Raw genomic sequence first — 23,403 nt, forward strand, 5'->3', positions numbered from 1 at the left:
CGTTTTCAGATGATGAGAAATCCGAAATGGGCCCGTTTTTGGCCCGACAAGGTGGTAGTCAAATTGGCTACTTTGGGTAGTATGGGAGATCTCAAGGCTCCCGGAACTTGGGGCTCGGCCATGGGGATCGTATTTTACGCGGTCTTCATTTCCCACCTAAGCGACTTCACGGCGGCGATTGTCTTGGCGGCAGCGACCTATTTTGCGATCGGGATTTGCGGCGAGGCGGAGAAACGGCTCAAAAAGGTCGATCCCGGAGAGGTAATTCTCGACGAGTTTGTTGCTATGCCGATGTGCTTCCTTGGATTGAGCGCCTATGGGTCGCATCCGAAATTCTTCTGGATCCTGCTCGCGGGATTTTTGCTATTTCGCTTTTTCGATATTCTGAAGCCACTAGGCATCAAGAAGCTACAGCGTTACCATGGAGGATTTGGCGTGGTGATCGACGATGTGGCGGCCGCTCTGATGGTAGCGGTTATTATGAATTTCGGAGTCCGATTCTGGCTCGGCTAGGATCTGCCAATTCCCGAAAGCTCTGGCTGCGAACTAGACGGTTTTCTTCCGGCGCGCATAGAGAATGATGGCGATACCCGCTAGTGCCATGGCGAGTGATAAAATCGCTCCCCGGTTGAGGCCCATGATCGGATCTATACCGAAATCGGGCTCTCTGAATTGCTCTCCGATAACCCGTACGATGGAATAGACTAGCAGGAATTCGCCTCCTATCTGGCCAGGGTAGTTCTTGAGGACGGGAGAGGTCCAAATCCGAATCTGAGTATAAACGAGCATCAACAAACCCTCTAGGCCTGCCTCGTAGAGCTGAGATGGATGCCTAGGAACATTGCCAGCCCCCGGAAAGATAACACCCCAGCTTCCATCCGTCGGCTTGCCCCAAAGCTCACCGTTTTGGAAATTGGCCAATCGACCGAACAAAAGCCCGGGAGGAGCCAAGGTCGCGAGTAGGTCACCGATCCTGAAAAACGAAACCTTGAAGCGTCGGGCCATGAGCCATCCTGCTAGGATGACTCCGATGAAGCCTCCGTGACTCGCCATGCCGCCTTGGCTGAATTGGAAAAAGGCGAGGGGATCTTCGAGCAAGGTATCTGGACTATAGAAAATGAAGTAGCCAAGTCGGCCCCCGACGATGACTCCACCGATGATGGCGAGAAAGAGATCGCTCTGCTGGTTGGTATCCAGCGGGGAGAGCCCTTTCTTGTAGTAAATGTGCAAGAGCCAGGCCCCCACCATAAATCCGGCTACGTAGGCGAGGCCGTACCAACGGATTCCAAATGTCTCGGTGAACCTCAAAATGAAGGGGTCGAGATCGTGCGTCCAGATTTGGGAGAATGGCATGTCTAAGGGTTCCAATAACTGGATACCGAAAAGGCGAATAGAAATCTGCGTTTAGGCGGAATCTGGCTTTTCTGCCTGCTTGGGTTCTTCAGGCTCTGCGCCTTCTTTTTTGCCTTTAGCCTCGGAGCGGGCGAACTCCCGCATGTCGATGGCCACATCGTCTTTCTCGAAAATTTCGCGTCCGAGGATATACTCCATGATGTCCTCCATCGTCACGACACCTGCCATGGATCCAAACTCATCGACCACCACGAGAAGTTGCTGGTGAGTTTTGAGAATAGTCTGCAACGCTGCGGCCACCGTAACTGTTTCGGGGATGAAGTGGACCTCGTCTTTAATCTCATTGAGGCGAACTCGATCTTGGTCCTCTGCCACGTACTTCAGTAGGTCCCGTCTTCTGACCACTCCGACGATTTGGTCGATGTCCTCATTGTACACGGGCATGCGAGCGAATGGAATATTGGGAAAGGTCCTAAAAACGTCGCCAATGGTAAGCTCATTATCCAAAGCGGTCACCACCACGCGAGGAGTCATGATGGTACTCACCATTTCATCGTCCAGCTTTAGGGCGTTGGTGACCATGTTGGACTCGCTACTGGTCAGGGTGCCATCCTTGGCCCCTTTCTCTGCCAAGAGGATGATCTCCTCTTCGTTGGAGGAAGAGTCCTCGCTGTTTTGCTCCTCGCGGACCACGAAGCGAACCGAGAAATTGGTGAGAGAAGTGGCGGGCCAAAGCGCGAGCTTCATCCAGCGGAGCGGACTTACGACCCATGGCTGAAGCTGAACGCGGTAGGTTACGCCCAGGTTTTTCGGAATGATTTCCGAAAAAATGAGAATGCTCAGCGTCAACAAGCCGGTGACCCAGCCAAGCACGGCACTGCTCCAGATTTGAGCGGCGAGAGCCCCCACGATCGTTGATCCTGCTGTGTTGGCGATCGTATTCAAAGTCAGGATCGCCGAAATGGTATCCGACAGGTCTGTCTTGTGACGTTCCAGCAATTCGCCTTTTTTGGGCAATCGCTTTTTGAGAGATTCAATATCCGCGATGGTGGTGCTTAAAATCAGAGCTTCGAGCATCGAGCACACGAATGAAACTCCGATGGTAAACGAGACCGCTAGGACGAATTGGATGATCATCTCTTCAGCGTAACTCCAAATTGGGATGACCGGATGGGTCGGTTCAGAGGCAGGTCATAGTCCGCTTTGGGACTTCGCGAGTCAGGTTCCTCTTCCGGCTCTCCTTCCATTTGGAAGCAGGCCAAACCGGGGCAACTTTCGGAGTGTTGGGATTTCGTCATTGATTTTAGCAAGATGGAATCGCTGCTCAAAAAAATCAAGGAGCATATTGGGAGCCAAAATTCCCTCTAGAGAAGCTCTTTTTCTAGGTCCAAGGATTGCAAAAGCGCCGGTGAGCAGACTGGTTTTGTCGGATGGATCCTTTTCTTTTCGATCAGCGTTTCGCCCGTTTTGTGGGTCAGGTCGACTCTGCGGCGGCCTCCAAAGGGACGGAGTTGTTCGAGTCGGGCGCGGTTCGTGTGGACTCCTTGGGTAAGTCATTGATTTCCGGTTGGGTGGAAGAGCGACGCGAAGGGCGATTTCGAGTCAAGTTGGCTTTGAACGACGAAGGTGGATTCAGTGGTTCTTGCAGTTGTCCGGAGGTTTTTAACTGCTGCCATAGCTATGCCCTGGCTCGGCAGGCGAGGCTACAGGTGGTTGGCTCTTTTGGCGGTCAAACCAATAGGGCTTCGAGCACTGCAGATGTTCGAAGTCCAGAAACCAAGGAGATCGATCGCATTTGGGGCTTGGCGAAGCGCTCTGGCAATCTGCTTTATCCGAGGGATTTGCTTAATATCGTGGCGAATCGAACGGACTTAGGTCCCGTTTCGAGAGAGCCTTTTCGCGATCTCAAACGAGTGTTGCAAAGAGAGAATCCTTCCTCTTCCGGAGCGTTTAGTGAAGTCCTGTTCCAATATTTGCGACACAAAGGAATTGCAGTCGCCGACGCGTATTCAAAGTTTGGTGAAACTACCTCAAAAACCAGGGCTTTCGAGAAACCGACTGAAAGACGGGACTGGGATCGCCCACCCTTAAAGCTGCGAGTTAGGTTTGAGTTGGAGGAATCGCCAGATCGAGACTGGTTTCAAGCGAGAGCTGTTTGGGAGGTGGAAGGAATGGCCCTACAAGCCTCCGAGATAGATCAACTTCGAAGCGCGGACGGGGCTCTCGTTCGTCTAGAGGGTAAGGGGTGGTACCGGCTGGATGGTGAACTAGCGAGTGAAAACCGGCGTGCTCTGGACGCTCTAGGCTTGGACCCGGAGCGCGGTAATTCGCAGCGGATACACCTCAGTCAGATTGAGGACCTATTGTCCGAGGAAATGCTTGGCCAAAAGGAGTGGCAGGTGTTTCAGGATAAAGGTCGCCGCATCAAAGCCCAATCCCTGCCATCGCCACCTGCTCCTCTCTCTTCCGTTCTACGACCCTACCAGATCGCGGGCTTCCAGTTTCTTTGTAGGATGAGCGAGTGGCAGTTTGGCGGGATATTGGCGGATGATATGGGATTGGGAAAAACAGTACAGGCTCTCGCTTGGCTGCTGCATTTGTCCCATCTGAAAGGAAAAGGTTTTCGGGCATTGGTGATTTGTCCGAAATCTGTAACGGATAACTGGGTACAAGAGCCAAATAAGTTCAACACTGGTTTAGTCGCTCGCCGTTTCGACGGGAAGGTCGGCATCGATCCTACCTCCCACATTGTGGTGGCCAACTACGCCCAGCTTCGCATCAAATCCGAAGCCTTTCTATCCGAGGATTGGGATGCGGTGATTTTGGACGAAGCCCAATACATAAAGTCACCCAGCTCGCAGACCAGCAAGGTAGCCTATAAGCTCAAAGGAAAACACCGTCTGGCTATGACAGGTACGCCTGTCGAAAACAGTTTGACCGATTTGTGGAGCTTGATGCGTTTTGCGATGCCGAGGCTTTTCGGACCCTTGCCGACCTTCAGGGCCAATTACTCTTCCCAACGGGCGGATGACAACCTTCTTGCCTTAAGAAATAGAATGAAGCCCTTTTTCCTTCGTCGATTAAAGACGGAGGTGGCGAAGGATTTGCCGGAGAGAATCGAAAAGGACATTTATTGCGATTTGGAAGGGGAGCAGCGAGCTCTCTACGAAGCTCAGCTTGCGGAAGCTCGGTCGCTTCTCAATTCAGCGAAAAAGGGGGGACGGGGCGGTTCGCTCAATGTACTTCAAGCCCTGCTGCGGCTAAGGCAGACTTGCTGCGACCCGAGGTTGTTGAGGGCCGATCGAGGTGCGGAGAAAACAGAATCCGCAAAACTGCAGGCTTTGTTGGATCTCGTCGAACCCTTGGTGGCGGAGGGACACAAGGTTCTGGTTTTCAGTCAATTCACCAAAATGTTAGATCTAGCCGAATTGGAATTTGGTAGCCGTGGCATCTCTTACTTGAAGCTCACGGGGCAAACGAGGGATAGAGCCAAGTTGGTGGACCGCTTCCAGAACGGGGGGAATGAGAGCATATTTCTTCTCTCGCTCAAAGCTGCGGGATCGGGCCTTACGCTGACTGCAGCTTCCTACGTGGTCCTACTGGATCCTTGGTGGAACCCAGCGGTTGAAGCACAGGCTATAGACCGAGCTCATCGAATAGGACAAAAAGACCAAGTCATCGCCTACCGTATTCTCGCCAAGGATACGGTGGAGGAGAAAATCAGGCGTATTCAGGACGAGAAAGCCGAGCTAGCGGCCGCGGTGTTTGGCGAAGGGGCCAAAAGCACAAAATTTGAATTATCCGAGCTAGAGGCTTTCCTCGATTAGGAAACGAGGCTCATCTCCCGAAAGGATACGTCGGCAAGACACCCCTCGACCGCTGTAATGTAATCGGACACGTGCTGAGCCTCTAAGTGACTTTTCCACGCGGCTCGATTTTCCCAGATTTCGTAGATGAAGAAGTGCTCGGGGCGATCATTGTCCTGGTTAATCTCGAAAGTAAGGCAGCCCTTCTCTTTTTTTGAGATTGGGAGGAGCTTACGGAGCTCGCTCTTAACGATTCCGGCTTTATCAGATTTAGCTTCCACGTGGGCAGCGATAGTAAGAGGGGGCTTCATACTTGTTTTTGGGGAATCGATACTGTTGCGAAACGGTTTAAATATACGCTCGCATGCAAGCTGTTCCAGTCTTTTTGCGAAAGATACGACCACCAAGTTACGCTAGGGTTGCGAACTGTTTTTCGCTTCTATCCAGCGACTCATGAATTCAGTGCTACGGTGCTGATGGTGCCTCAACATTTGGCCCACAAAATTATGCGAACGGCGGGAGTCGCGTTCTTCGAATGCCTCGCTTAAAAGGGACGGAAGTTTCGGCATCCATTCTTTCTCGGAAAACCTGTTACGTGCGATTGCGTATCCACAAGCTTGAGCATGCTCCCATGCGTTTTTGTCCTCGTGTATGCGAATCGCTGTTTTAGCGAATTCCTCCGTTTTGGTAGATACAGAACTTCCCCAGTCGAAATTGCCCGGCATCGATTCAACCGCGATAGGGCTAGCTACGCTCGGTGTACCGGACAAGAAGGAGTCTGCTAGCTTTCCTTTTAGACCTGCTCCGAAGCGCAGGGGGGCCAGATTTACCCGGTAGCGAGCCAGAGTGGTTTGGGCATCATCAGCTCGTCCCAGAACGCGAAATCCGATTTTGTCGTTGTCAAGCTGGCGAGCTTTGGGAGGAGGGTAGGAGCCGTAGACATCGAGTTTAGCATCAGGCAGCTCCTTGCGTATGAGAGGCCAAATTTCCTTTCGACAGTATTGGACTGCGTCCCAGTTCGGTTCGTGCAAAAAGCTACCGATCATTACGAAGTTATTTCGTTCTTCGAAAGGAGGAACGCCATTTTTCGGCTCGGGTAACGCGAAGGGCCAGTAGGCTATCAGGGTATTGGGGACGTTAAAGGTTTCGCTTAGGATTTGCATCTCCTTTTCGGCGATCATGAGGCTTAGGTCCGCTCGATAAATGGCTGCTATTTCACGAAGGGAAATCTCGTTGTGGAGATTTAGAGGGGAATCTGACTTTAGTGCCTGCTCTCGTGCATGACGTAGGCAGTGAAGATCACTTGTATCGATCACTTGGAGACAGTCTGGTAAAGCCTGTGCCACCCTCCAGCCGAATTGTTCCTCTGTCATGTAGCGGTCAAATAGGACGATATCCGGTTGCAAACCACTGACCCATTGGTCGAAGCTGGAATGGTTGAGCTCTATGGAGTGGGTGGAAATCTCAAATCGACTTCCCAAGTCGTCACTAAATTCGCTCTTTTGTGCTGCGCATGCGAAATGAACCTCCCAGTGTACAGCACGAAGAGCCCTCAAGATGTCCAATGTTCGCGAGCCGGCGGCCGACGACTTTGGCTCTGGCCAGATCTTTCCGATTAGGAGAACTTTCATTGAGTGATGTAAACGTGAAATTACTGAGATGTCTTATCCAATATTAGGATACGATCTTTAATGCTACCTTTCCCAAACACTCGAACGAAGAAGAGTATGATACGAGCCAGTCGGCTAGGGGGATGCGAAATGTGACGGGCGAAATTCGCTACCGCTTTATCTCGGGCTTTGATGTGTTCGACTTGCTTCAAATCGTCGAGCAGACATAGCTCAAGCGTTTGTGTCCAAGCCTTGTCTCTAGCGTATCCGATGCTGAATATACTCAGCGTTTCGTCAATCGGGCCGAGCAGGCGATCTGCGAGTCCGAAAAGACGAAACATGCGAGTCAGTCGTTTTTGGGTGTCGTCTATCAAACTCTCCAAAATCGTGTTTATGTGGCAAAAGTCCTTTTTCAGCGAAAGAGGGTCTGAGTGACCTGCTTGGGCGGCGGCAATGCCGAGGTCCAAACTGATGTGGGCGTTCATACCGAGCATTAGATGCTGTAAGGTGGTCAATTTACGATCGGATGCCTCCTCAAACGCGAAGGCCCAGGAATCGCTGTGAGCTTTGCCTTCTTGTCGGGCCTCGTATGCGTCAATGTAGCGATTTGCGAACAGGATATCCAACTTCTCCATACGCAGAGGATCTTCAAACTCGCCTCGTTCGATCGCGTCGCGTACCTCGATCGTGACTCGCTTATAGAGTGCGGCGAAATATCCCAAGGGGCTGGATTTTGCTACGGACTCTTGGACGATCGCGTCCAGACGGTCGATGACCTGCTCTAAGGTTTGAATCATGTTAGGCCAAGGTGGCTTACTATGACTCGATAATCAACTCCGCTGCTCTCAGTTTTCGCGCTTGGACGATTGGGTAACCCACTTTTCGAGGGCTGCGGAAAGCTCGTTGGTTTTGATCGGTTTTGTTAGGAAGTCGTCCATGCCAGCGTTTATGCAAGCGACCCGATCTCCTTCCATCGCTCCCGCTGTGACTGCGATTATCGGGATATGGGATCCATCGCCTTTCCTCTGCTCTAGGATGCGAATCTGTTTAGTGGCGTCCAAACCGCTCAATTCGGGCATCTGGCAATCCATGAAGATCAAATCGTATTGCCCTCGCTGAAAACGTTTTATTGCTTCAAGGCCATTCGAGGCCAGTTCTACATCGCACTGGAGCCTTTTGAGAAGGCGAGTAGCGAGCTTTTGATTGGTAGGGTTGTCCTCAGCCAGCAAGACTTTGAATTTCGGTTCGAAGTCGGATTTTTTGCGTCCGCTGCTTTTTTGTGGAGTAAGGCCCTCGACTTGTTGCTGGACAGACGGAGACTCGCCAATCGTTTGATCCAAGGCTTTTTTAATCGCAGAAGCGAGGAGCGTCGGACGGATAAGCGGTTTCAGTAGGATAGAGTGAATACCCTTTCCGAGCAGTTTCGATAGCCGGTTTCGATCGGAATTCTTCCCGAGAGCAATCAGTGGAAGATCGCGAATCTCTGGATGGGCTCTTAAATCTGCTGAGATGGATTTCAGATTCGTAGCGGAGTGACTGTTGTCTACGATGGCGAAATCGAATGGACCGCTTGCTCTGGTTGCTGATGCAAGCCGATCGGCCAGATGATCGAACGCTATCAATGCGTCTACTCGGATATTCCAGTCCTCCAGTTGCTCGACGATTAGTCTTCTCCCAAATTCGCTTTCGACCGCTACAATCGCCTTTTTCCCGTATATGGATTTTGTGGATACAATAAGGGGCAAGTCTTGTTGGGCGGGCTTCAAAGGGAGTGAAAAGAAGAATTTGCTTCCTTCGCCCAATCTGCTCTCGACACCGATTTTCCCTCCCATGAGCTCGACAAGTTTTTTGGAAATAGTGAGACCAAGTCCGGTGCCACCGTATTTGCGAGTAGTGGACGAATCCGCTTGAGTGAAACTATCGAAGAGAGCGGTCTGCTGGCGTTCAGAAATGCCAATGCCTGTATCCGTAATCGAAATGCAAATGAGCTCTTCGTCTCGAGGGCATTTTGAAACTTGGATGAGAACGTGTCCTTGTTCTGTGAATTTAACCGCGTTGTTTGCGAGGTTCATGAGAACTTGCCGAACGCGTACGATATCTCCGAGGAATTTGCTCGGGATGTTGGGGTCGCATCTAACGGCTAGCTCGATCCCTTTTTGGTCTCCTACCGGAGAAAGAATTTCGGCCACGTCGTCCACCACTCTGGAGAGGTCGAATTCAACGTCCACGATTTCGAGCTTATTCGCCTCGATCTTGGAAATGTCCAAAATGTCATTAATAAGTGCCAGCAGCGCGTTGCTGGAGTTCTTTATGGTTTGGACGAACTCTCTCTGTTCGCCGTCGAGGTTGGACTCAACCAGTAGATTCGTGAATCCGATGATGCCGTTCATCGGGGTACGAATCTCATGGCTCATGGTGGCGAGGAACTCGCTCTTTACCCGGCTTGCCGCCTGGGCTTCCTGCTCCAGACGCTTTGATTCAGTCAGAGATTTGGTTAACAGGGCATTCGACTCTTCGATCTTTTCTTTGGCCGCGATGATTTCAGCTTTTCGTCTGCGGCTCTCCGTCACGTCAATCATTACTCCCTGCGCGGCAACCGCTTCGCCGTTTTTCATCTCGATTGAGATGCGATCATTGATCCAGATTGTATGTCCCTTGCCATGGATCATGCGGTATTCAATTTCGTAACACGTTCCTTGGCTGCAATTTCTACGGTAGGCTTCAAAAACCCTTTTAGCGTCTTCGGGGTGAATCACCGACACTACGAATCTTGGATTCTCTAAGTAGGTTTCAGGCGAGTATCCCAGGATTCGCTGGGCCTGGTCGCTCATGAATGTGAAGCGGTGGTCTCTGAGATCCGCTTCCCAAATTACGCCGTCCACATGATTGACGATGGACGCCATTTTCCGGCGACTCAAATCGAGTTCCTTGGTCCGTTGCTGAACGATTTGCTCGGTCAGTTCCTTAGAGTTCTCCAAGGTAGCCTGCTGTTTGGCAATCAGGCGCATTTCGCGAATGCTATCCAAGCAATAACGGATCACAAAAAAGTCTTCGAATGCTACCCAACCAACGTGTTCAAGCCACCGCCAAGGACTTGAAGTCAGTAGGCCGAATACGGAGCTAGGCCACCAAACTCCGCGCATGAAATGGTCGATTCCCGTTACGATTGTGAAGGATAGGATTACCCGCCAGTCGCGGTAGAAAGCCAGGAATGCAATCGATCCGAAAACGTGGAAATGCGTCTCAATACGACCGCCGGTTAGGTGTATGAGCAGCGCTGAAAAGAGGGCTTGCGAGACAGCTATAACTTGCCGTGTCGAATACCGGCCTGGGCGATTGAAGGCGAGGTAGACCGGAAGGCTGGCAATTGCTCCTCCTAAAAATATAGCAGCCCAAACATTGATGTGAACTGAACTTTCACTGCCAACCCATTCTAGAGGTGTGAAAATGAAAGAGGCTATGATCCCGGCGATCCATTGAAGGATCATCAGCTTGCCGAATGTTCGGTCCGAGCGCTCGGAGATGGCTCGGAGCTGCTCGTCGAAAATCACGTTCTCCCTCATCGGTGAGGGGGAACCGACGGAACGGTCGATGTAGGAGCTGAAAGCGTTTATTGGCATAGCCTAAGAATCGCTTTCCTCCATCAGGGAACAGCCGAAGGTGGCTGTGGTTTTGACTTCTGACAGGTTTTTGCCGCTCGCTATTTCAGCCAAAGCATCCAAGCCAAGACTTGGGCCGGCATGTCCTCTGGAAGCGGTAATCCCTCCTTGAAAACGCAGCGTGCCGGACTGATCGTATCCAGCAACTGATCCCGATACGAATGCGCCAAACTCGTGAGCGAGCTTGCCACCTCGATCCATGATGGAGATGGCGTTTGGCATTTTATCGATTCGCTGCCAGTAGTCGTTCGACTGATAGTTAGAGTCTTCCGCAGCGTCTTCCTCGACAGAGAAGAACGCGATAGCCCGGGAGGAATTCGGGAAATGGGTGAGCAGCCTATCGAGTTGCTCGAGGCTTGCTGAAGTGCAGGGGCAATCTGGGTGGACTGAAATGACCACTGTCAATGGACAGTCTTCCCCCTGAAAGTAGCTTGCTAGGTCCGAAGGTATCTTGGTCGGTGCAGGATTGCTTTCTCCAGGAGTGAACTGATGCCTGACCATGAACACGGAGCCGATTCCCACACTTAGCACCCAAAGGAGTAAGAATAGATTAAATGGGCGGAAAATTGATTTGAGTCGGCTAGGCATTGGCGTGCAGGCGTGTGCTCAGACGAGCGTGATCACACAGCATCTTTGAATCGGAGAACTGGGCTCCGGCTTAAGCCTCCTAATGAAGTTCGTAAGGTTCCCTAATCTTACCGTTCGGGACACGTTGAAGGAATCCTAGCGGACAAAAAAAGACACCGGGCGACTCGCGCTGGGTGTCTTAGATTGGCTATGCGTTGATCCGTAGCAGCTTAGAATTTTGGCCGATTGGGAGGTCTACGATTTCTCCTGTTCCGGGGAGGATTCGCAGTCTTGGCAGGCGAGGATTCAGCGGCGGGGCGGGCGGAGGGCCCCGATCCACCTTGGGACCCGCTTGGCTTGTTCGTTTTTTGAGGACCTCGTCTGCGATTCGGGCGGTTTTTGGATCCAGCTTTGTGATTGTTGGAGCGATCGTTCCCCGGCTTTGGACCACGAGCAGTCTGCGTCTTTTTCGGCTTTTGCGGATTGGCGATTCGTTTCGCTTCCCGGCCAATTTTTCCGTTGGGGCTGAGCTCGAGCATTTTTATTTCCCGCTTCAGCAACTTCTCGATGGCTACGAGATAGGCTTCTTCGTCGGATGAAACGAGAGAAATGGCTTTCCCTTTTCGTCCGGCTCGGCCAGTTCGGCCAATGCGATGGACGTAGTCCTCAGGGACATTTGGTAGCTCGAAATTAACCACATGTGGAAGATCGGCGATGTCGATGCCACGCGCGGCAATATCTGTGGCGACTAAAACTCTAATATAGTTGGTTTTGAAGTCCTCGAGAGCACGCTCGCGAGCTCCTTGGCTTTTGTTACCGTGGATGGCGGCCGCTTCGATACCGTCCGAATTTAGCTGTTTGGCCAAACGGTTTGCTCCGTGCTTGGTGCGAGTGAAAACGAGGACTTGCTGCCAATCTCCCTCTTTTATCAGTGCGGATAGGGCGGAACGTTTGTTCTTTTGGCCGATAGAATAGGCTTCTTGGGCTACTTGGTCGGCGGTCGAGTTTCGAGGAGTGACCTCCACTTCGACAGGATTTCGCAGAATCGTGTCTGCCAGCCTCTTCACCTCCTTGCCATAGGTGGCGGAAAAGAAGAGATTTTGTCTTTCGGCGGGCAGGACTTTGAGGATTTTGCGGATGTCGTGGATGAAGCCCATATCTAGCATGCGGTCCGCTTCGTCCAATACCAGCGTTTCGATGGCGCCGAGATTTGCCTCGTGTCGTTGGCAAAGGTCGAGAAGTCGACCGGGTGTCGCTACAATGATGTCCACTCCGTGCCGCAGCTTAGTTATCTGCGGATTTATGTTAACGCCTCCGAAGAAACAGGCGGATCTCAAGGAGAGATCTTTGCCATAGTCCAAGATGCTTTGGTGAACTTGGGCGGCGAGTTCGCGAGTTGGAGCGAGTATCAGCGCTCTGGGACGCTTGGTCTTGAAGTTGTTCTGAGTCAGTCGCTGCAGGAGCGGCAAGCTGAATGCTGCGGTTTTTCCCGTACCTGTCTGGGCTCCTCCGAGCACGTCTCGACCTTCGAGAATCGCGGGAATGGCTTTGGCCTGGATAGGAGATGGTTCAGTGTAGCCTTTGGCTACAACAGCGGAAACGATTTCGGGGCGAAGCCCGAGGGTTGCGAATGGCATTTGTTGTTAGGTAGTGGCGAGTCGCGGCCCCGAACCATTTGGTTCGAGCTCCGATCTAGCGACTTCCTTGGCCAGTATGGCGTGTTTAATTTCGCCGCGATAAAAGTCGATTCCTACCGGAGCGGGGCGTAGGCCGATCAGAAGGCCGATGCCGCGTAAGGGGCGGACTGTTAGCGCAAAGAGTTCGATTCGCCTAGAAAAAAGTGGAGTTGGATCGATATTGCTCTTTTGCGGGACTGGAGGCGCTCCTGATTATTCAACGTGTTGTACGTATTACTATTCAATTGGGTGTCCGCCTGTTTCGATGGTCTATTAACTGCTCTCAGCCCCGCATGCACAGACGAGATTTTTTGAAGGCTTCAGCGGTAAGCGGTATTGCTCTAGGTATTGGAGAAAAGGCAGTTTCGGCAGCTAGTTTCGAACGGCTTTCTTCTTTCGACAAAGCCGGAAAATCCCCGGAAGAACTTGCCCGCGATGAAGGGTACTGGCGTGAGGTGCGTCGGGACTACGCTCCGGCATCCGATTTTGTGAATTTGGAATATGGATACTTCTGCCCCGCGTCTCTTCCGGTCTTGGAAGAGGAGATTCGCGGTAGCAGAGAGATTAATTCTAGAGCCTCGTTTTTTATGCGCCGGGAAATGTGGGGAGAGCTTGAACAGACCCGCGAAGATCTCGCCAAGCTGGCAGGAGTGACTGCCGATGAAATTTGCATCACTCGTAACACGACTGAGTCCATGAACATCGTGGTCCAAGGTCTAGACTTCAAGGAAGGCGACGAGATCGTGTATTCAGACCAAGATTACGGAAGTATGGTTGAGGCGATGAAGCAGAAGGCAGAGCGTTTTGGCATTGTCCTCAAACAGGTCGCGGTGCCATTGCATCCTGAATCGGATGAAGAGATCGTGGCTGTTTTTGAAAATGCGATTACGCCAAAGACGAAACTGCTGCACGTAACGCATTTGATAAATCTGAGCGGGCACGTTTTGCCAGTTAAGAAGATTTCGGACATGGCTCACAAGCACGGAGTCGAGGTTCTCTTGGACTCGGCCCACGCCTTTGCTCATATCGATTATGATATCCCCGATTTGGGATGTGACTACCTTGGGACCAGTTTACACAAGTGGCTCGGATCACCGGTTGGATTAGGTATGCTCTATGTCAAAAAGGAAAAGATTCCACAAGTTTGGGGACTAATGGGGGACACTGTTAGAGCAGACGATGATATACGGAAGTTGGAACGACTTGGAACTCGTCCATACAATCACCACAGAGGTTTGAGAACTGCGATCAAGTACCATGATGAAATTGGGTCGTCGGAAAAATTCGAACGTCTCAATTATCTAAATACATATTGGACCAGCCATTTTCGCGATCATGAGCGCGTATTCCTAAACACGCCGAAAGAGAAAATGCGTCATGGAGCTATCGCCAATGTGGGCATAGAGGGAGTGGATCCAGCAGATTTAGGAAAGTTTTTGTACGACAACTATTCTATTCTCACTGCGCCAATCCCTAATCATCCGATCGTGAAAGGTGTGCGCATAACGCCGGGCGTGCCGACTCCGCTTCGTCACTTGGATATTTTGATCGAGGCCTTGGATAAAGCAGCCAAAACGCTTTGATCCTAGAGGAGCGTTGGACCTAAAGGGAGAGGCTTTGGTCAGTCTCCACCTCTTCTTCGATAGCGACTTTTTTCTTTTGGATTTTAGCGAGGCGTTCCACTTCTTTGCTCGCCTCAAGCGAGGCCTGGGCGGCCTCTGCGTTTCTTTCGTCCTCGATAGAAGCCGAGATGGCATCATCCAACAGATTCAAAAGCCGCGATTTTCGTACAGGTTTGGGGAGGGCTCGGTAGCGTTTTCCTTCGATATCGAAGAAGTATTTTTTCTGGTCAGATTTTCCGGTTAGGAGGCCGGTCAGAAAAATGCACTTCGTGAAGCGACTGTTCAGCTTGGCTGATATTTCTTCCGCAATCGCAGTACCCTGCATGTCTGGTAGCATCACGTCTATGATCATAGCTCTGGGAGCATTCATTGATGCAAAGTGGAGAGCATCCCGACCTTCCCCAAACTCAAGCACATCGTATCCTGCCTTTTCGAGGATGCGGGTGATAATGGCTCGGGAAGTACGATCGTCTTCGACTACGATAACTCGATGCTTGTTCTTACTGTTGCTCATAGGAGGGATTAGGCAGTTCCGCAATCGGATCTATTGTCCCAATCTTGAGCAGTAAGCACCTTTAGCCCTCTAGAATTTTACTAACAGACGGAGGGACAGTACCTTGTCGCCTGACCGCTTCGGTCTAGGCAATTCTGTCAATCTTCCACCTCTACGATGGCAGATATCTCAACCGGGGCTCCAAATGGTAGCGAGCTCGCACCTATGGCGATGCGGGCGTGCCTGCCTTTTTCGCCGAAGACCTCTACCAGCAGGTCCGAGCAACCATTGATGACCAGCGATTGCTTCTCGAAGTCCGGTCCGCAGTTCACGAAGCCCTCTACTCGGACAATCCGTTTCACCTTATCAAGATCTCCGAGCTCTCGCATCAAAGATGAGATTAGGGATATGCCAACCTTTCGGGCAACTTCGTAGCCTTCATCGACAGTCAGATCGTCGCCCACTTTACCACGGTAGAATTTGCCATTCTCGTCTTTAGCGATGGCTCCAGCCAAATATACCATGTTGCCCGCCCGAGCGGCTGGCACATAGTTAGCGACAGGCAAAGGGCCGCTGCTTAGGGTGATGCCGAGCTCTTCTAGCTTTTTGGCGGGTTCGGCTATCGACAGTCCCGAAGGTGCCGCAGCAAGGCAAAGCAACGCTAGGCTTCTGCAAAGGTTTTTCTGAAATCTGGGCTTCATCAGAGGACGTAGGTCAGGGCGCTTGTCAGCTTTTCCATTTGCTCTATTGTTCCCACGCTGATGCGGAGGTAATTTTGGCCGAAATAGTTGCGAGGGCTCACCTTCAAGTTGAAAGCGCCGAAAATAGCGTCGGCCACTTGAGTCGAGTCTTGTTTGATGGGAGCCAAGATAAAGGTCGTTACCGATGGAATGTAGCTTTGGCCAATAGAGTCGTAGTAGTCGCAAAGGTATTTCCTCGACTCGGCTGTTCGGGTGCGGACCGAATCCATCCAGCTTTGGTCTGTGTAGGCGGCGATGGCGGCTTCCAGAGAGGTGTGACTGCAGCCACAGCCGATCCCCGTAACATAGTAGGCTGCGAGTCGATCTGCTAAATCCTTGGTGGTGACAGCGTAGCCAACCCGCATTCCTCCTAGGCCGTAGGCCTTGGAAAACGTTCTCAAGACTATCACTGGCAGTCCTTCCCGCACGCAGCGCATCATGCTAAGCGAGTCTACATCGCCCGCATATTCGATGTACGCTTCGTCGACGAGGACTGGGCATTTCTCTGAAACGCGCTTGCAGAATTCGTAAAGGTCGTGCGGATGCTCAAGGGTCCCTGCTGGATTCTCAGGATTGCAGATGTATACAAGACTGGTATCCTCAGTAATTGATTCCTCGATGCGGGTTAGATCTGCCCGATGTTCCGCGTCCCATGGTATTTTGACATGGTCCACTCCGAATTTCTCTGCCCAGAGCATAAGCGGGTGGAAAGAAGGGTCTGAGCTGACCATGTTGCTTCCGGTTCTCCCAAAGGCGCTTGCAGCTCCCATAGTGATGTCAGAAGAGCCTGCTCCCAAAATGACTTGGCTCGTGGCGACAGATTCTTTTTTCGCGATAAGCTTTTTCAGTCTCTCTTGAGCCTCGAGCGGATACTCGTTGGCGTAGATCGAGGACTCCTTAATGGCCGAGAGGGCCTTCATGGAGGGACCGAATTGGTTCTCGTTCATGGAGAGGTTTATGCAGCCATGAGAGCTTTCCCTCGGTGGCAGAGTTAGGCCGTCGGCGAACGTCTTGCGTGCAATGCACGACGCTCCCACGGCGATGGAGGCTGATTTTATCCAATCGCGTCGGTTCATAGTCTAGACATCTTTCGCCTGGCGACAGCGACTTTCGCGCCACGCCCCTGCGGGCGCTTGATTTCGAGCTAGCTCGCTTTACTAGCCCAGCGTCTCTCGCGTTGCTTCACTTTTACTGGCTCCGTCTCGACGATGCATCCCATCACTGCTGGGTGCTTGCGGAGTTCGGTCCAATCCTTGGTGTTGACCCTCCATTTTAGGGAGCTGGCGGTAGTCGCCGACGTGATACAAGTGTCGCTGACCCGAAACGCGATGTCGCTAGCGGTCGAACCGCGGGACCGATCCAAAACCTCCCGGTACTTGTACAGGAAACTATCGGTTTCTTTCTCTGGATCCAGAACCCAGGTGACGTGCTTTATTTGGCCGGGCATGAAAGCCTCGAGCATGTGGACTTCCAGCACGTTCAGGCGAACCTCTCCATCTCGTCGAATGACGGTTCCCTTGATCAGGATCAGATTGTCGTTTTCGAGGTTGTGGCCGAACTCCTCATAGGCGTCGGCGTAGCAATTGACGGTTAGGGAAGTTTTACGGGTTCCAAGGTTGAAGAATGCCCATGGGCGGTTGTCTTTGCGGGAGAGTTTTTTGACTACGCCACCGGCGACTCCGCAGGCTTGAAATTCCACCTTGTCACCCAATTCGTCGACTTTGCTCAGATCGAAATTCGTAAGGGCTTCGGCTAGGCCTTTGTATTCATCGAGCGGGTGACCGGATACGTAGAAACCAAGCAGCTCCTTCTCGAAGCGAAGCATTTCGCTTTTGCTGAAATCCTTGCTCAAATCCCATTGAGGCGTGTCTTTGGCGGCAACGGGTTCTTCTTCGATCATATCGAAGAAAGATTCCTGGCCCCGTTCCTTGTCCTTTTGTTTTTCGGAGGCCTGGTTCATAGCTCCCTCGAGTCGATGGAAGAGGGAACCGCGCGGCTCGCCGGTGAAGTCGAAGGCACCGGTCTTTATCAAGTTTTCCAATACGCGTTTGTTTACAGACTTGGTGTCTACGCGTTCGAGTAGGTTGTCGAGCCCCTCGTAGGGGCCGTTTTTGTCACGTTCGGCGATGATCGTTTTTGCTGCGGAGTCGCCCACGCCTTTTACGGCGCCCATTCCGAAGAGGATGGAGCCGAGCTTGCCGTCTTCCTTGTCCCTCTCGCTATCGATAACCGGAGTGAACATCTCGTTGGATTTGTTGATGTCCGGACTGAGAACGCGGATGCCCATGCTGTTAGCCTCGTCGATAAAGTGGGAAACCTTATCAGCATTACCCAGCTCGGCGGAGAGCAGAGCGGCCATGAACTCAACCGGGTAGTTCGCTTTCAGAAAAGCGGTCCGGTAGGACAACATAGCATAGGCAGCAGAGTGAGACTTATTGAAGCCGTACTGGGCGAATTTCTCCAGAATCGCGAAAATGTTGAGAGCTTCCTTCTCTTTAATACCGTGAGTCGCCGCAGCTCCATCCACGAAGATCTGTTTTTGAGCGGCCATAACGGAGGCAATTTTTTTGCCCATGGCGCGTCGCAACATGTCCGCTCCCCCCAAGGTGTATCCGGCGATAATTCTCGCGGATTCCATAACCTGCTCCTGATAAACGAGGACCCCGTAGGTTTCGGATACGAGTTCCTTTAGCAGCGGGTGAGGGATTTGGATTTTTTTCGGATCGCGTTTTCCCTCGATGAACTGGGGTATGAACTGCATCGGCCCCGGACGATAGAGAGCGATCAAAGCTATGATTTCCTCGAAAACGGATAGGCCGATCTGCTTGCAGAGGTTTTGCATGCCTCCGGATTCAAGCTGGAATACGCCCACCGTGTTGCCCGCGTTTAGCAGGTCGTAGGTTTTAGGGTCTTCGAGCGAAACTTTCTCGATGTCGAAGTCCGGCATTCCGCGAGTGCTGCGGATATTGTCTTGGGCGTCCGATATGACCGTGAGTGTCTTGAGCCCCAGGAAGTCCATTTTGAGGAGGCCGAGATCTTCGGATGGCCCCTTGGGGTACTGGGTCGTCAGGTCACCTTCCTGTAAGGTTACGGGTACGAGGTTGTGGATTGGTTGGTCTCCGATGATGATACCGCAGGCGTGTTTTCCGGTGTTGCGGACCATCCCTTCGATTACCTTGCCGTGCTCGACGATGGTTTTGGCAACTGGGTTGCGGGCAATCTCGTTTCGAAGGTCGGATGATTTTTCGACAGAATCGTCGAGCGAGATGTTCAGCTCGTCCGGGATCATCTTGGCTATCTTGTCAGCCTCGACGAAAGGCAGGTCGTTTACGCGAGCCAAATCGCGAACGATCATCTTTGCACCGAAAGTACCGAAGGTGATGATATTGGCGACCGAATCGTGTCCGTATTTCTCGCGTACGTAATTTACCACTACGTCACGCCGCCTCATGCAGAAGTCGATATCGAAGTCCGGAGGCGAGACACGCTCTAGGTTGAGCATACGCTCGAAGAGAAGGCCGAAGCGTAATGGGTCGATATCGGTAATCTTTAGGATGTAAGCGATGATGCAGCCAGCTCCCGAGCCGCGGCCAGGACCGACGGGTATGCCTTGGCTACGGGCGAAGTTGATGAAATCCCAGACGATTAGGAAATAGTCCACGAATCCCGTACCGGTGATGATCGCCAGCTGGAAGTCCATCTGCTTGCAGACGAAGGGACCGAAGTCTTCTGGTTCGCCTTCCTTCGGCTGATAGGTTTCCGGGTGGTCGTAGTCGACTCCGTAGCGCTCCTTTAGTCCCTTTTTGCAAAGGTCTAGCAGCACGAATCCGTTTTTCTTGTGAGAGGCCCGTTCCTCTGCCGTCAGCTTGCAAACGGTGTCGTCTCCGTTCTGCTTGTTAACTTTGGTCTTTTCGAATTCGTATACGTCGAGAATTCGGTCGAAGGCGTCGTCGTCAGACTTGTATCCAAGTTCTGGAGGACATTCGAAAACAGGGTAGTGGTTTTCGTTAAAAGGAATTTCCAAATCGACCATTTCGGCCACATGTACAGTATTGTCCAAGGATTCGGGCACTTCCTTGAAGATCTCGTACATCTCTTGGCGACTCTTGAGGTAGAACTCCTGAGACGGGTACTTCATACGATTCTCATCGTTGATGATCTTCCCGGTCTGGATGCAGAGTAGGGCATCGTGCGGTTTGGCGTCATCTTTGTACACGTAGTGCGAATCGTTGGCGCAGATCACCTTCAGGTCGAATTCCTTGGCGAGCTTAAGAAGGCCGGGGATGATCCGTCGCTGCACGGGCATGCCGTGGTCTTGGATCTCGATGAAATAGTTCTCTTTGCCGAAGATGTCTACAAAGGTCCCGGTCGCCTTGCGGGCATTTTCCTCGTCTCCGTAAATGAGGTACTGGGCGGCCACTCCGTTTATGCATCCGGAAAGGCCGATTAGACCCTTCGAGTACTTTGCCAAAGTCTCGATGTCGGCTCGAGGCTTATAATAGACGCCGTTTACGTGGGCGTCCGAAACCAATTTGCAGAGGTTTTGGTAGCCTTCGAAATCCTTGGCGATGACGCCCTTGTGGTGGATCTGGTATTTGGGGAAATCTTCTTTGGGTGGAATGTAGTTTTCCGGAATATCGCCGATGTCGTCTGTCCGCTTACGTTCGCGTCGTGGACGCTCGGATTGCTTGTGGTCGTTGACATAGTAGAGCTCGCAGCCGATCAGAGGCTTGATCCCTACCTTTTTACAGGAACGGTAGAAGTCTATCGCTCCGAATAGGTTGCCATGGTCGGTCATGGCGAGAGCGGGCATCCCAAGTTCGAGGCAACGTTGCGCGGCGCGCATCGGTTTGGCGCAGCCGTCTAGAAGAGAATAGTGTGTATGATTATGTAGGTGGACGAAGGGGCCTTCGGCGGGATTGGACATGCCGCCGAGTGAAGAGGGAAAAGCCGCTTGTGAAAAGTGAAAGCTTCTAGGAGTTATTCACAGGGAGCGATCTGGCGAAGGCGGCTATTTGCTGTAGGCTCGCTTGTTCTTAGAAAAGGGTTGACGAGTAGGAGGAAAAGGCCCTTGTTGGGCGTCTTTCAATTTTTCCACCATGGCAATCGAAGTAAAAATCCGCAAAAACGAACCTGTAGAACGTGCGCTCCGCCGTCTGAAGAAGAAGCTCGATCGCGAAGGCGTCATCAAGGACGTTCGCGCTAACCGCTACTTCGAAAAGCCTTCGCAAACGAAGCGCCGTCAGAAGAAGGTAGCCGCCTTCAACAACATGATCCGCTGCAAGTACGACAACTAGTCGTAACCTTCGCTGAAAATTTCGATAGGCTCATCCGTTCAGGATGAGCCTTTTTTATTCCGAAGGTACGGAAAGGGGCCCTAGATAGGTGGTCGGAGTTGAGTCGAGAGCTAGCTTTGATTTTGCTCGTTTAAACCTAGACTTCTACCGCTTCGAGCATCGCTGTTATTCTGACTGTACGATACCTGTGCGGTTGTTGTAAGAGCGGCAGCGTCAAAATCTATTACCTGCGACAGCGTTGAAGGCTAGACCTTGTTTTAGCTTTCTGAGAACCCCGCGCCATTTCTCGAATTCTTCAGTCCTATCGGACGAAGGCGCCAGCGGTGTTTGAAGCGATTAGCCCCTGTTTCCCCTCAATTCTCAAAAAACCTCACATGAATCAGTCTCTTACCAGTTCGCTTGGTTTCTATTTCGAAGAGTCTCTCAGTATGGCCAATGCCGTCGGGGACAAGCCATCCGAAACTCTCACAGTAATCGCGAATCGATTCAAGGAGCTCAACCCGAGAGCACCTGTAACTTACCGGGCCTTCTCGACCCGTGGAATCGAAAGATCGCAGGATTATCGCTACGAGGCGGATTTTAATGCCTTCTTTCCCGATGCGGAAGATGAGGAATATGTATTCGCTTGGTCTAAGCTATGGTCAGGCGCTGAGGGCGAATTGATGTTCGACATCAATTGCTATGGACCGATCAAGGTTTACCTAAACGGACAAGAGGCTTGGAGTTCGAATATATTCACGGAGCGTTACCCGAAGCAACGCAACCGATTCACTTTGAATATGGCCAAGGGTTGGAACCAGTTCGTGGTTCGCGCCAAGAAGACCAGAGGAGGTTTCGGTTGGAAATTCGGATCTTGGCTGGGTAAACACCCCTATGTCTTCATGATGCCTTCTGCGGAGCGCGAAGGCATGGAAGGCTGGCTATTTAGCGATCCTCTCCCAGCTGGAACCGAGCTCTCTCTTGAGCTTGGCGATTCCGAGTCGGCCACTGGGCAAACTTGGTATCCGGAAAGCGCTTGGAAGGATGCGGACCTAGAGCGTGGAGTTTGTGCAAGGATTTTTGGAGATCTCGAAGGCAAAACCGCAGTTGCCTGGAGTAAGGCGGTCGTGTCGGGATCATCAGCCAAAGTAGTTGCCAAGGGGAGTTCGAAGGGCTCTGCCAAGGTGCTTGTAGACGGGAAGGACGTTTTTTCAGGAGTTGCGGGAGAGGCGATTGGATTTGAACTCGAACTCACAGAAGGCTCTCATGATATTCATGTCTTGAATACGGGAGGTTCTGATGGTTGGGGCTTCGAACTGCAATTGGAAGCCGAATCGGGCTCGCTCGAGCTGGCAAATCCATGCGACTTGCAAGGAAGCTCCGCAGTCTGGCTTTTCTCTGGCCCGTATGATGAGGATTGCCAGCCTGACTTGGAGGCGATGAACGACTTCCTTTACGTTCACAAAACGTCCTCTGGAGATGGATACTGGAAAATCGATGCTCCGGACACTTACTTGCGTCTCTACAACGAGAACCCTTTATTTGGACGCTGGAACTACCCGTTAGGTGTGACTCTCACTGGGCTGTTGCACGCCGGTTTGACACTCGGTTCGGAAGAGATCCAGTCCTACGTGCGGGATCATGTTCAGGTTTGTTGTTCCACTTACGCTTATTCGTTGTGGGATCGATCCCAGTTTGGGGGGGCAACCCACATGCACAGATTACTGTCTAGTATCGATAGCTTGGATGACTGTGGTTCTTTCGGCGCCTGCATGCTGGAAACGGCCAAGCATTGCGATGTGGAAGGCTTCGAGCGTCTGGCCCATTTCGTAGCGGCGTTTATCTCAGAGAAGCAGGACCGTTTCCCAGATGGAGCATTCTACCGTCGCGAGATGATGCACGAGTTCCATGAGAACACGATGTGGGCCGACGATCTGTACATGAGCGTGCCTTTCCTGTGCCGTTACTATAAATTGACGGGCGATAGCCGCTACATCGATGACGCAGCGAACCAGTTTATCGGTTTCCGTAAGCGCCTTTACATCCCAGAGGATCGCATCATGTCGCACGTGTTCGATTTGCGACGTGAGATGGCTACAGGAGTACCTTGGGGCCGCGGTAATGGCTGGACTGTTTTCTCGCTCGCTGAATTGCTCGGCGTGCTGCCGGAGGATCACAAAAATCGTGCGGAACTCCTAGAGTTCTTCCGTGAGATTTGTTCAGGAATCTTGGCCCTTCAGGACGAGGAAGGATTTTGGCATCAGGTGCTGACGCACCATGATTCGTATCCAGAAACCTCTTGCACGGCCATGTTCATATTTGGTTTCTCGCAGGGCGTACGAAACGGTTGGCTTGAAGATGCAGAACCGTATATCAAGGCGGTAGACAAGGCTTGGGGCATCATCAACCGCTGCTCCATTGACAAAGAAGGAAACGTTTATGGCGTTTGCCGTGGATCAGAATTTTCCTTCAGCCCTGAGTACTATAAGAAAGACTTGCTTCCTCGACTGAATGACACGCATGGAATCGGTATTGTATTGCTTGCGGGTGTAGAGGTTATTCGACTGAGGAATCACCTCGCCGAAAAATAGAAAGTAACTA

At 51.9% G+C, this 23,403-nt stretch carries 18 protein-coding genes; 5 read left to right on the plus strand and 13 right to left on the minus strand.

Going from position 1 to position 23,403, the window contains the following annotated elements:
- Positions 1-12 precede the first annotated feature (12 nt).
- The gene (locus tag H5P27_RS04495; protein WP_221774603.1) at positions 13-513 is read left to right on the plus strand and encodes a phosphatidylglycerophosphatase A family protein; all 501 of its coding nucleotides are present in this window, start codon (positions 13-15) and stop codon (positions 511-513) included.
- 33 nt (positions 514-546) lie between these two features.
- Here the strand turns inward: H5P27_RS04495 and lgt are convergent, their stop codons facing one another.
- Genes lgt through H5P27_RS04510 form a run of 3 tightly spaced genes read right to left on the minus strand, consistent with a single transcriptional unit; the run spans position 547 to position 2,651 of the window.
- On the minus strand, positions 547-1,353 hold the full coding sequence (gene lgt, locus H5P27_RS04500) for a prolipoprotein diacylglyceryl transferase (RefSeq protein WP_185659183.1): 807 nt from the start codon (positions 1,351-1,353) through the stop codon (positions 547-549).
- Positions 1,354-1,404: 51 nt separating this feature from the next.
- Positions 1,405-2,490, minus strand: coding sequence for a CNNM domain-containing protein (locus H5P27_RS04505; RefSeq protein WP_185659184.1), 1,086 nt, complete (start codon positions 2,488-2,490; stop codon positions 1,405-1,407).
- The gene (locus tag H5P27_RS04510) at positions 2,487-2,651 is read right to left on the minus strand and encodes a hypothetical protein (RefSeq protein ID WP_185659185.1); all 165 of its coding nucleotides are present in this window, start codon (positions 2,649-2,651) and stop codon (positions 2,487-2,489) included. Before H5P27_RS04510 ends, H5P27_RS04505 begins: the two co-directional genes overlap by 4 nt.
- Before the next feature lie 132 nt (positions 2,652-2,783).
- Here H5P27_RS04510 and H5P27_RS04515 point away from each other — a divergent pair, with 132 nt between their 5' ends.
- Entirely contained in the window at positions 2,784-5,180 is a 2,397-nt protein-coding gene (locus H5P27_RS04515; protein ID WP_185659186.1) for a DEAD/DEAH box helicase, read from the plus strand.
- On the opposite strand, the gene H5P27_RS04520 is transcribed toward H5P27_RS04515, so the two are convergent.
- From H5P27_RS04520 to H5P27_RS04545, 6 genes are all read right to left on the minus strand, one after another.
- Positions 5,177-5,470, minus strand: a complete 294-nt coding sequence (locus H5P27_RS04520) for a putative quinol monooxygenase (RefSeq protein WP_185659187.1) — start codon at positions 5,468-5,470, stop codon at positions 5,177-5,179. The genes H5P27_RS04515 and H5P27_RS04520 overlap by 4 nt on opposite strands.
- A 102-nt stretch (positions 5,471-5,572) precedes the next feature.
- Positions 5,573-6,790 (minus strand): glycosyltransferase, encoded by a 1,218-nt coding sequence (locus tag H5P27_RS04525; protein WP_185659188.1) that lies wholly within the window; start codon positions 6,788-6,790, stop codon positions 5,573-5,575.
- Between the two features lie 20 nt (positions 6,791-6,810).
- Positions 6,811-7,566: a DUF5995 family protein gene (locus H5P27_RS04530; RefSeq protein ID WP_185659189.1), complete on the minus strand. Its 756-nt coding sequence runs from the start codon at positions 7,564-7,566 to the stop codon at positions 6,811-6,813.
- A 48-nt stretch (positions 7,567-7,614) separates the two neighbouring features.
- A complete protein-coding gene (locus tag H5P27_RS04535) occupies positions 7,615-10,389 on the minus strand; it encodes a hybrid sensor histidine kinase/response regulator (protein WP_185659190.1) in 2,775 nt (924 codons plus the stop codon).
- A gap of 3 nt (positions 10,390-10,392) precedes the next feature.
- Entirely contained in the window at positions 10,393-11,016 is a 624-nt protein-coding gene (locus H5P27_RS04540) for a hypothetical protein (protein ID WP_185659191.1), read from the minus strand.
- A gap of 209 nt (positions 11,017-11,225) precedes the next feature.
- Positions 11,226-12,632, minus strand: a complete 1,407-nt coding sequence (locus H5P27_RS04545) for a DEAD/DEAH box helicase (protein WP_185659192.1) — start codon at positions 12,630-12,632, stop codon at positions 11,226-11,228.
- Between the two features lie 332 nt (positions 12,633-12,964).
- Here H5P27_RS04545 and H5P27_RS04550 point away from each other — a divergent pair, with 332 nt between their 5' ends.
- Positions 12,965-14,254, plus strand: coding sequence for an aminotransferase class V-fold PLP-dependent enzyme (locus H5P27_RS04550; protein ID WP_185659193.1), 1,290 nt, complete (start codon positions 12,965-12,967; stop codon positions 14,252-14,254).
- Positions 14,255-14,273: 19 nt separating this feature from the next.
- On the opposite strand, the gene H5P27_RS04555 is transcribed toward H5P27_RS04550, so the two are convergent.
- From H5P27_RS04555 to dnaE, 4 genes are all read right to left on the minus strand, one after another.
- Positions 14,274-14,807, minus strand: a complete 534-nt coding sequence (locus tag H5P27_RS04555) for a response regulator (RefSeq protein WP_185659194.1) — start codon at positions 14,805-14,807, stop codon at positions 14,274-14,276.
- A 137-nt stretch (positions 14,808-14,944) separates the two neighbouring features.
- Positions 14,945-15,487, minus strand: coding sequence for a RidA family protein (locus H5P27_RS04560; protein WP_185659195.1), 543 nt, complete (start codon positions 15,485-15,487; stop codon positions 14,945-14,947).
- The gene (locus tag H5P27_RS04565; RefSeq protein WP_185659196.1) at positions 15,487-16,602 is read right to left on the minus strand and encodes a pyridoxal phosphate-dependent aminotransferase; all 1,116 of its coding nucleotides are present in this window, start codon (positions 16,600-16,602) and stop codon (positions 15,487-15,489) included. The genes H5P27_RS04560 and H5P27_RS04565 overlap by 1 nt, the downstream gene beginning before the upstream one ends.
- Positions 16,603-16,670: 68 nt before the next feature.
- Entirely contained in the window at positions 16,671-20,453 is a 3,783-nt protein-coding gene (gene dnaE, locus H5P27_RS04570; RefSeq protein WP_185659197.1) for a DNA polymerase III subunit alpha, read from the minus strand.
- Positions 20,454-20,625: 172 nt separating this feature from the next.
- On the opposite strand from dnaE, the gene rpsU reads away from it, so the two are divergent.
- Positions 20,626-20,823 carry a 30S ribosomal protein S21 gene (rpsU, locus tag H5P27_RS04575; RefSeq protein WP_008103948.1) on the plus strand — a complete coding sequence of 66 codons (198 nt, stop codon included), beginning with the start codon at positions 20,626-20,628 and terminating at the stop codon, positions 20,821-20,823.
- Positions 20,824-21,197: 374 nt separating this feature from the next.
- Positions 21,198-23,393 (plus strand): glycoside hydrolase family 88/105 protein, encoded by a 2,196-nt coding sequence (locus H5P27_RS04580; RefSeq protein WP_185659198.1) that lies wholly within the window; start codon positions 21,198-21,200, stop codon positions 23,391-23,393.
- Positions 23,394-23,403: the final 10 nt, after the last annotated feature.

Origin of the sequence: Pelagicoccus albus (genome assembly GCF_014230145.1) — a bacterium.
Classification (GTDB): Bacteria; Verrucomicrobiota; Verrucomicrobiia; order Opitutales; family Opitutaceae; genus Pelagicoccus; species Pelagicoccus albus.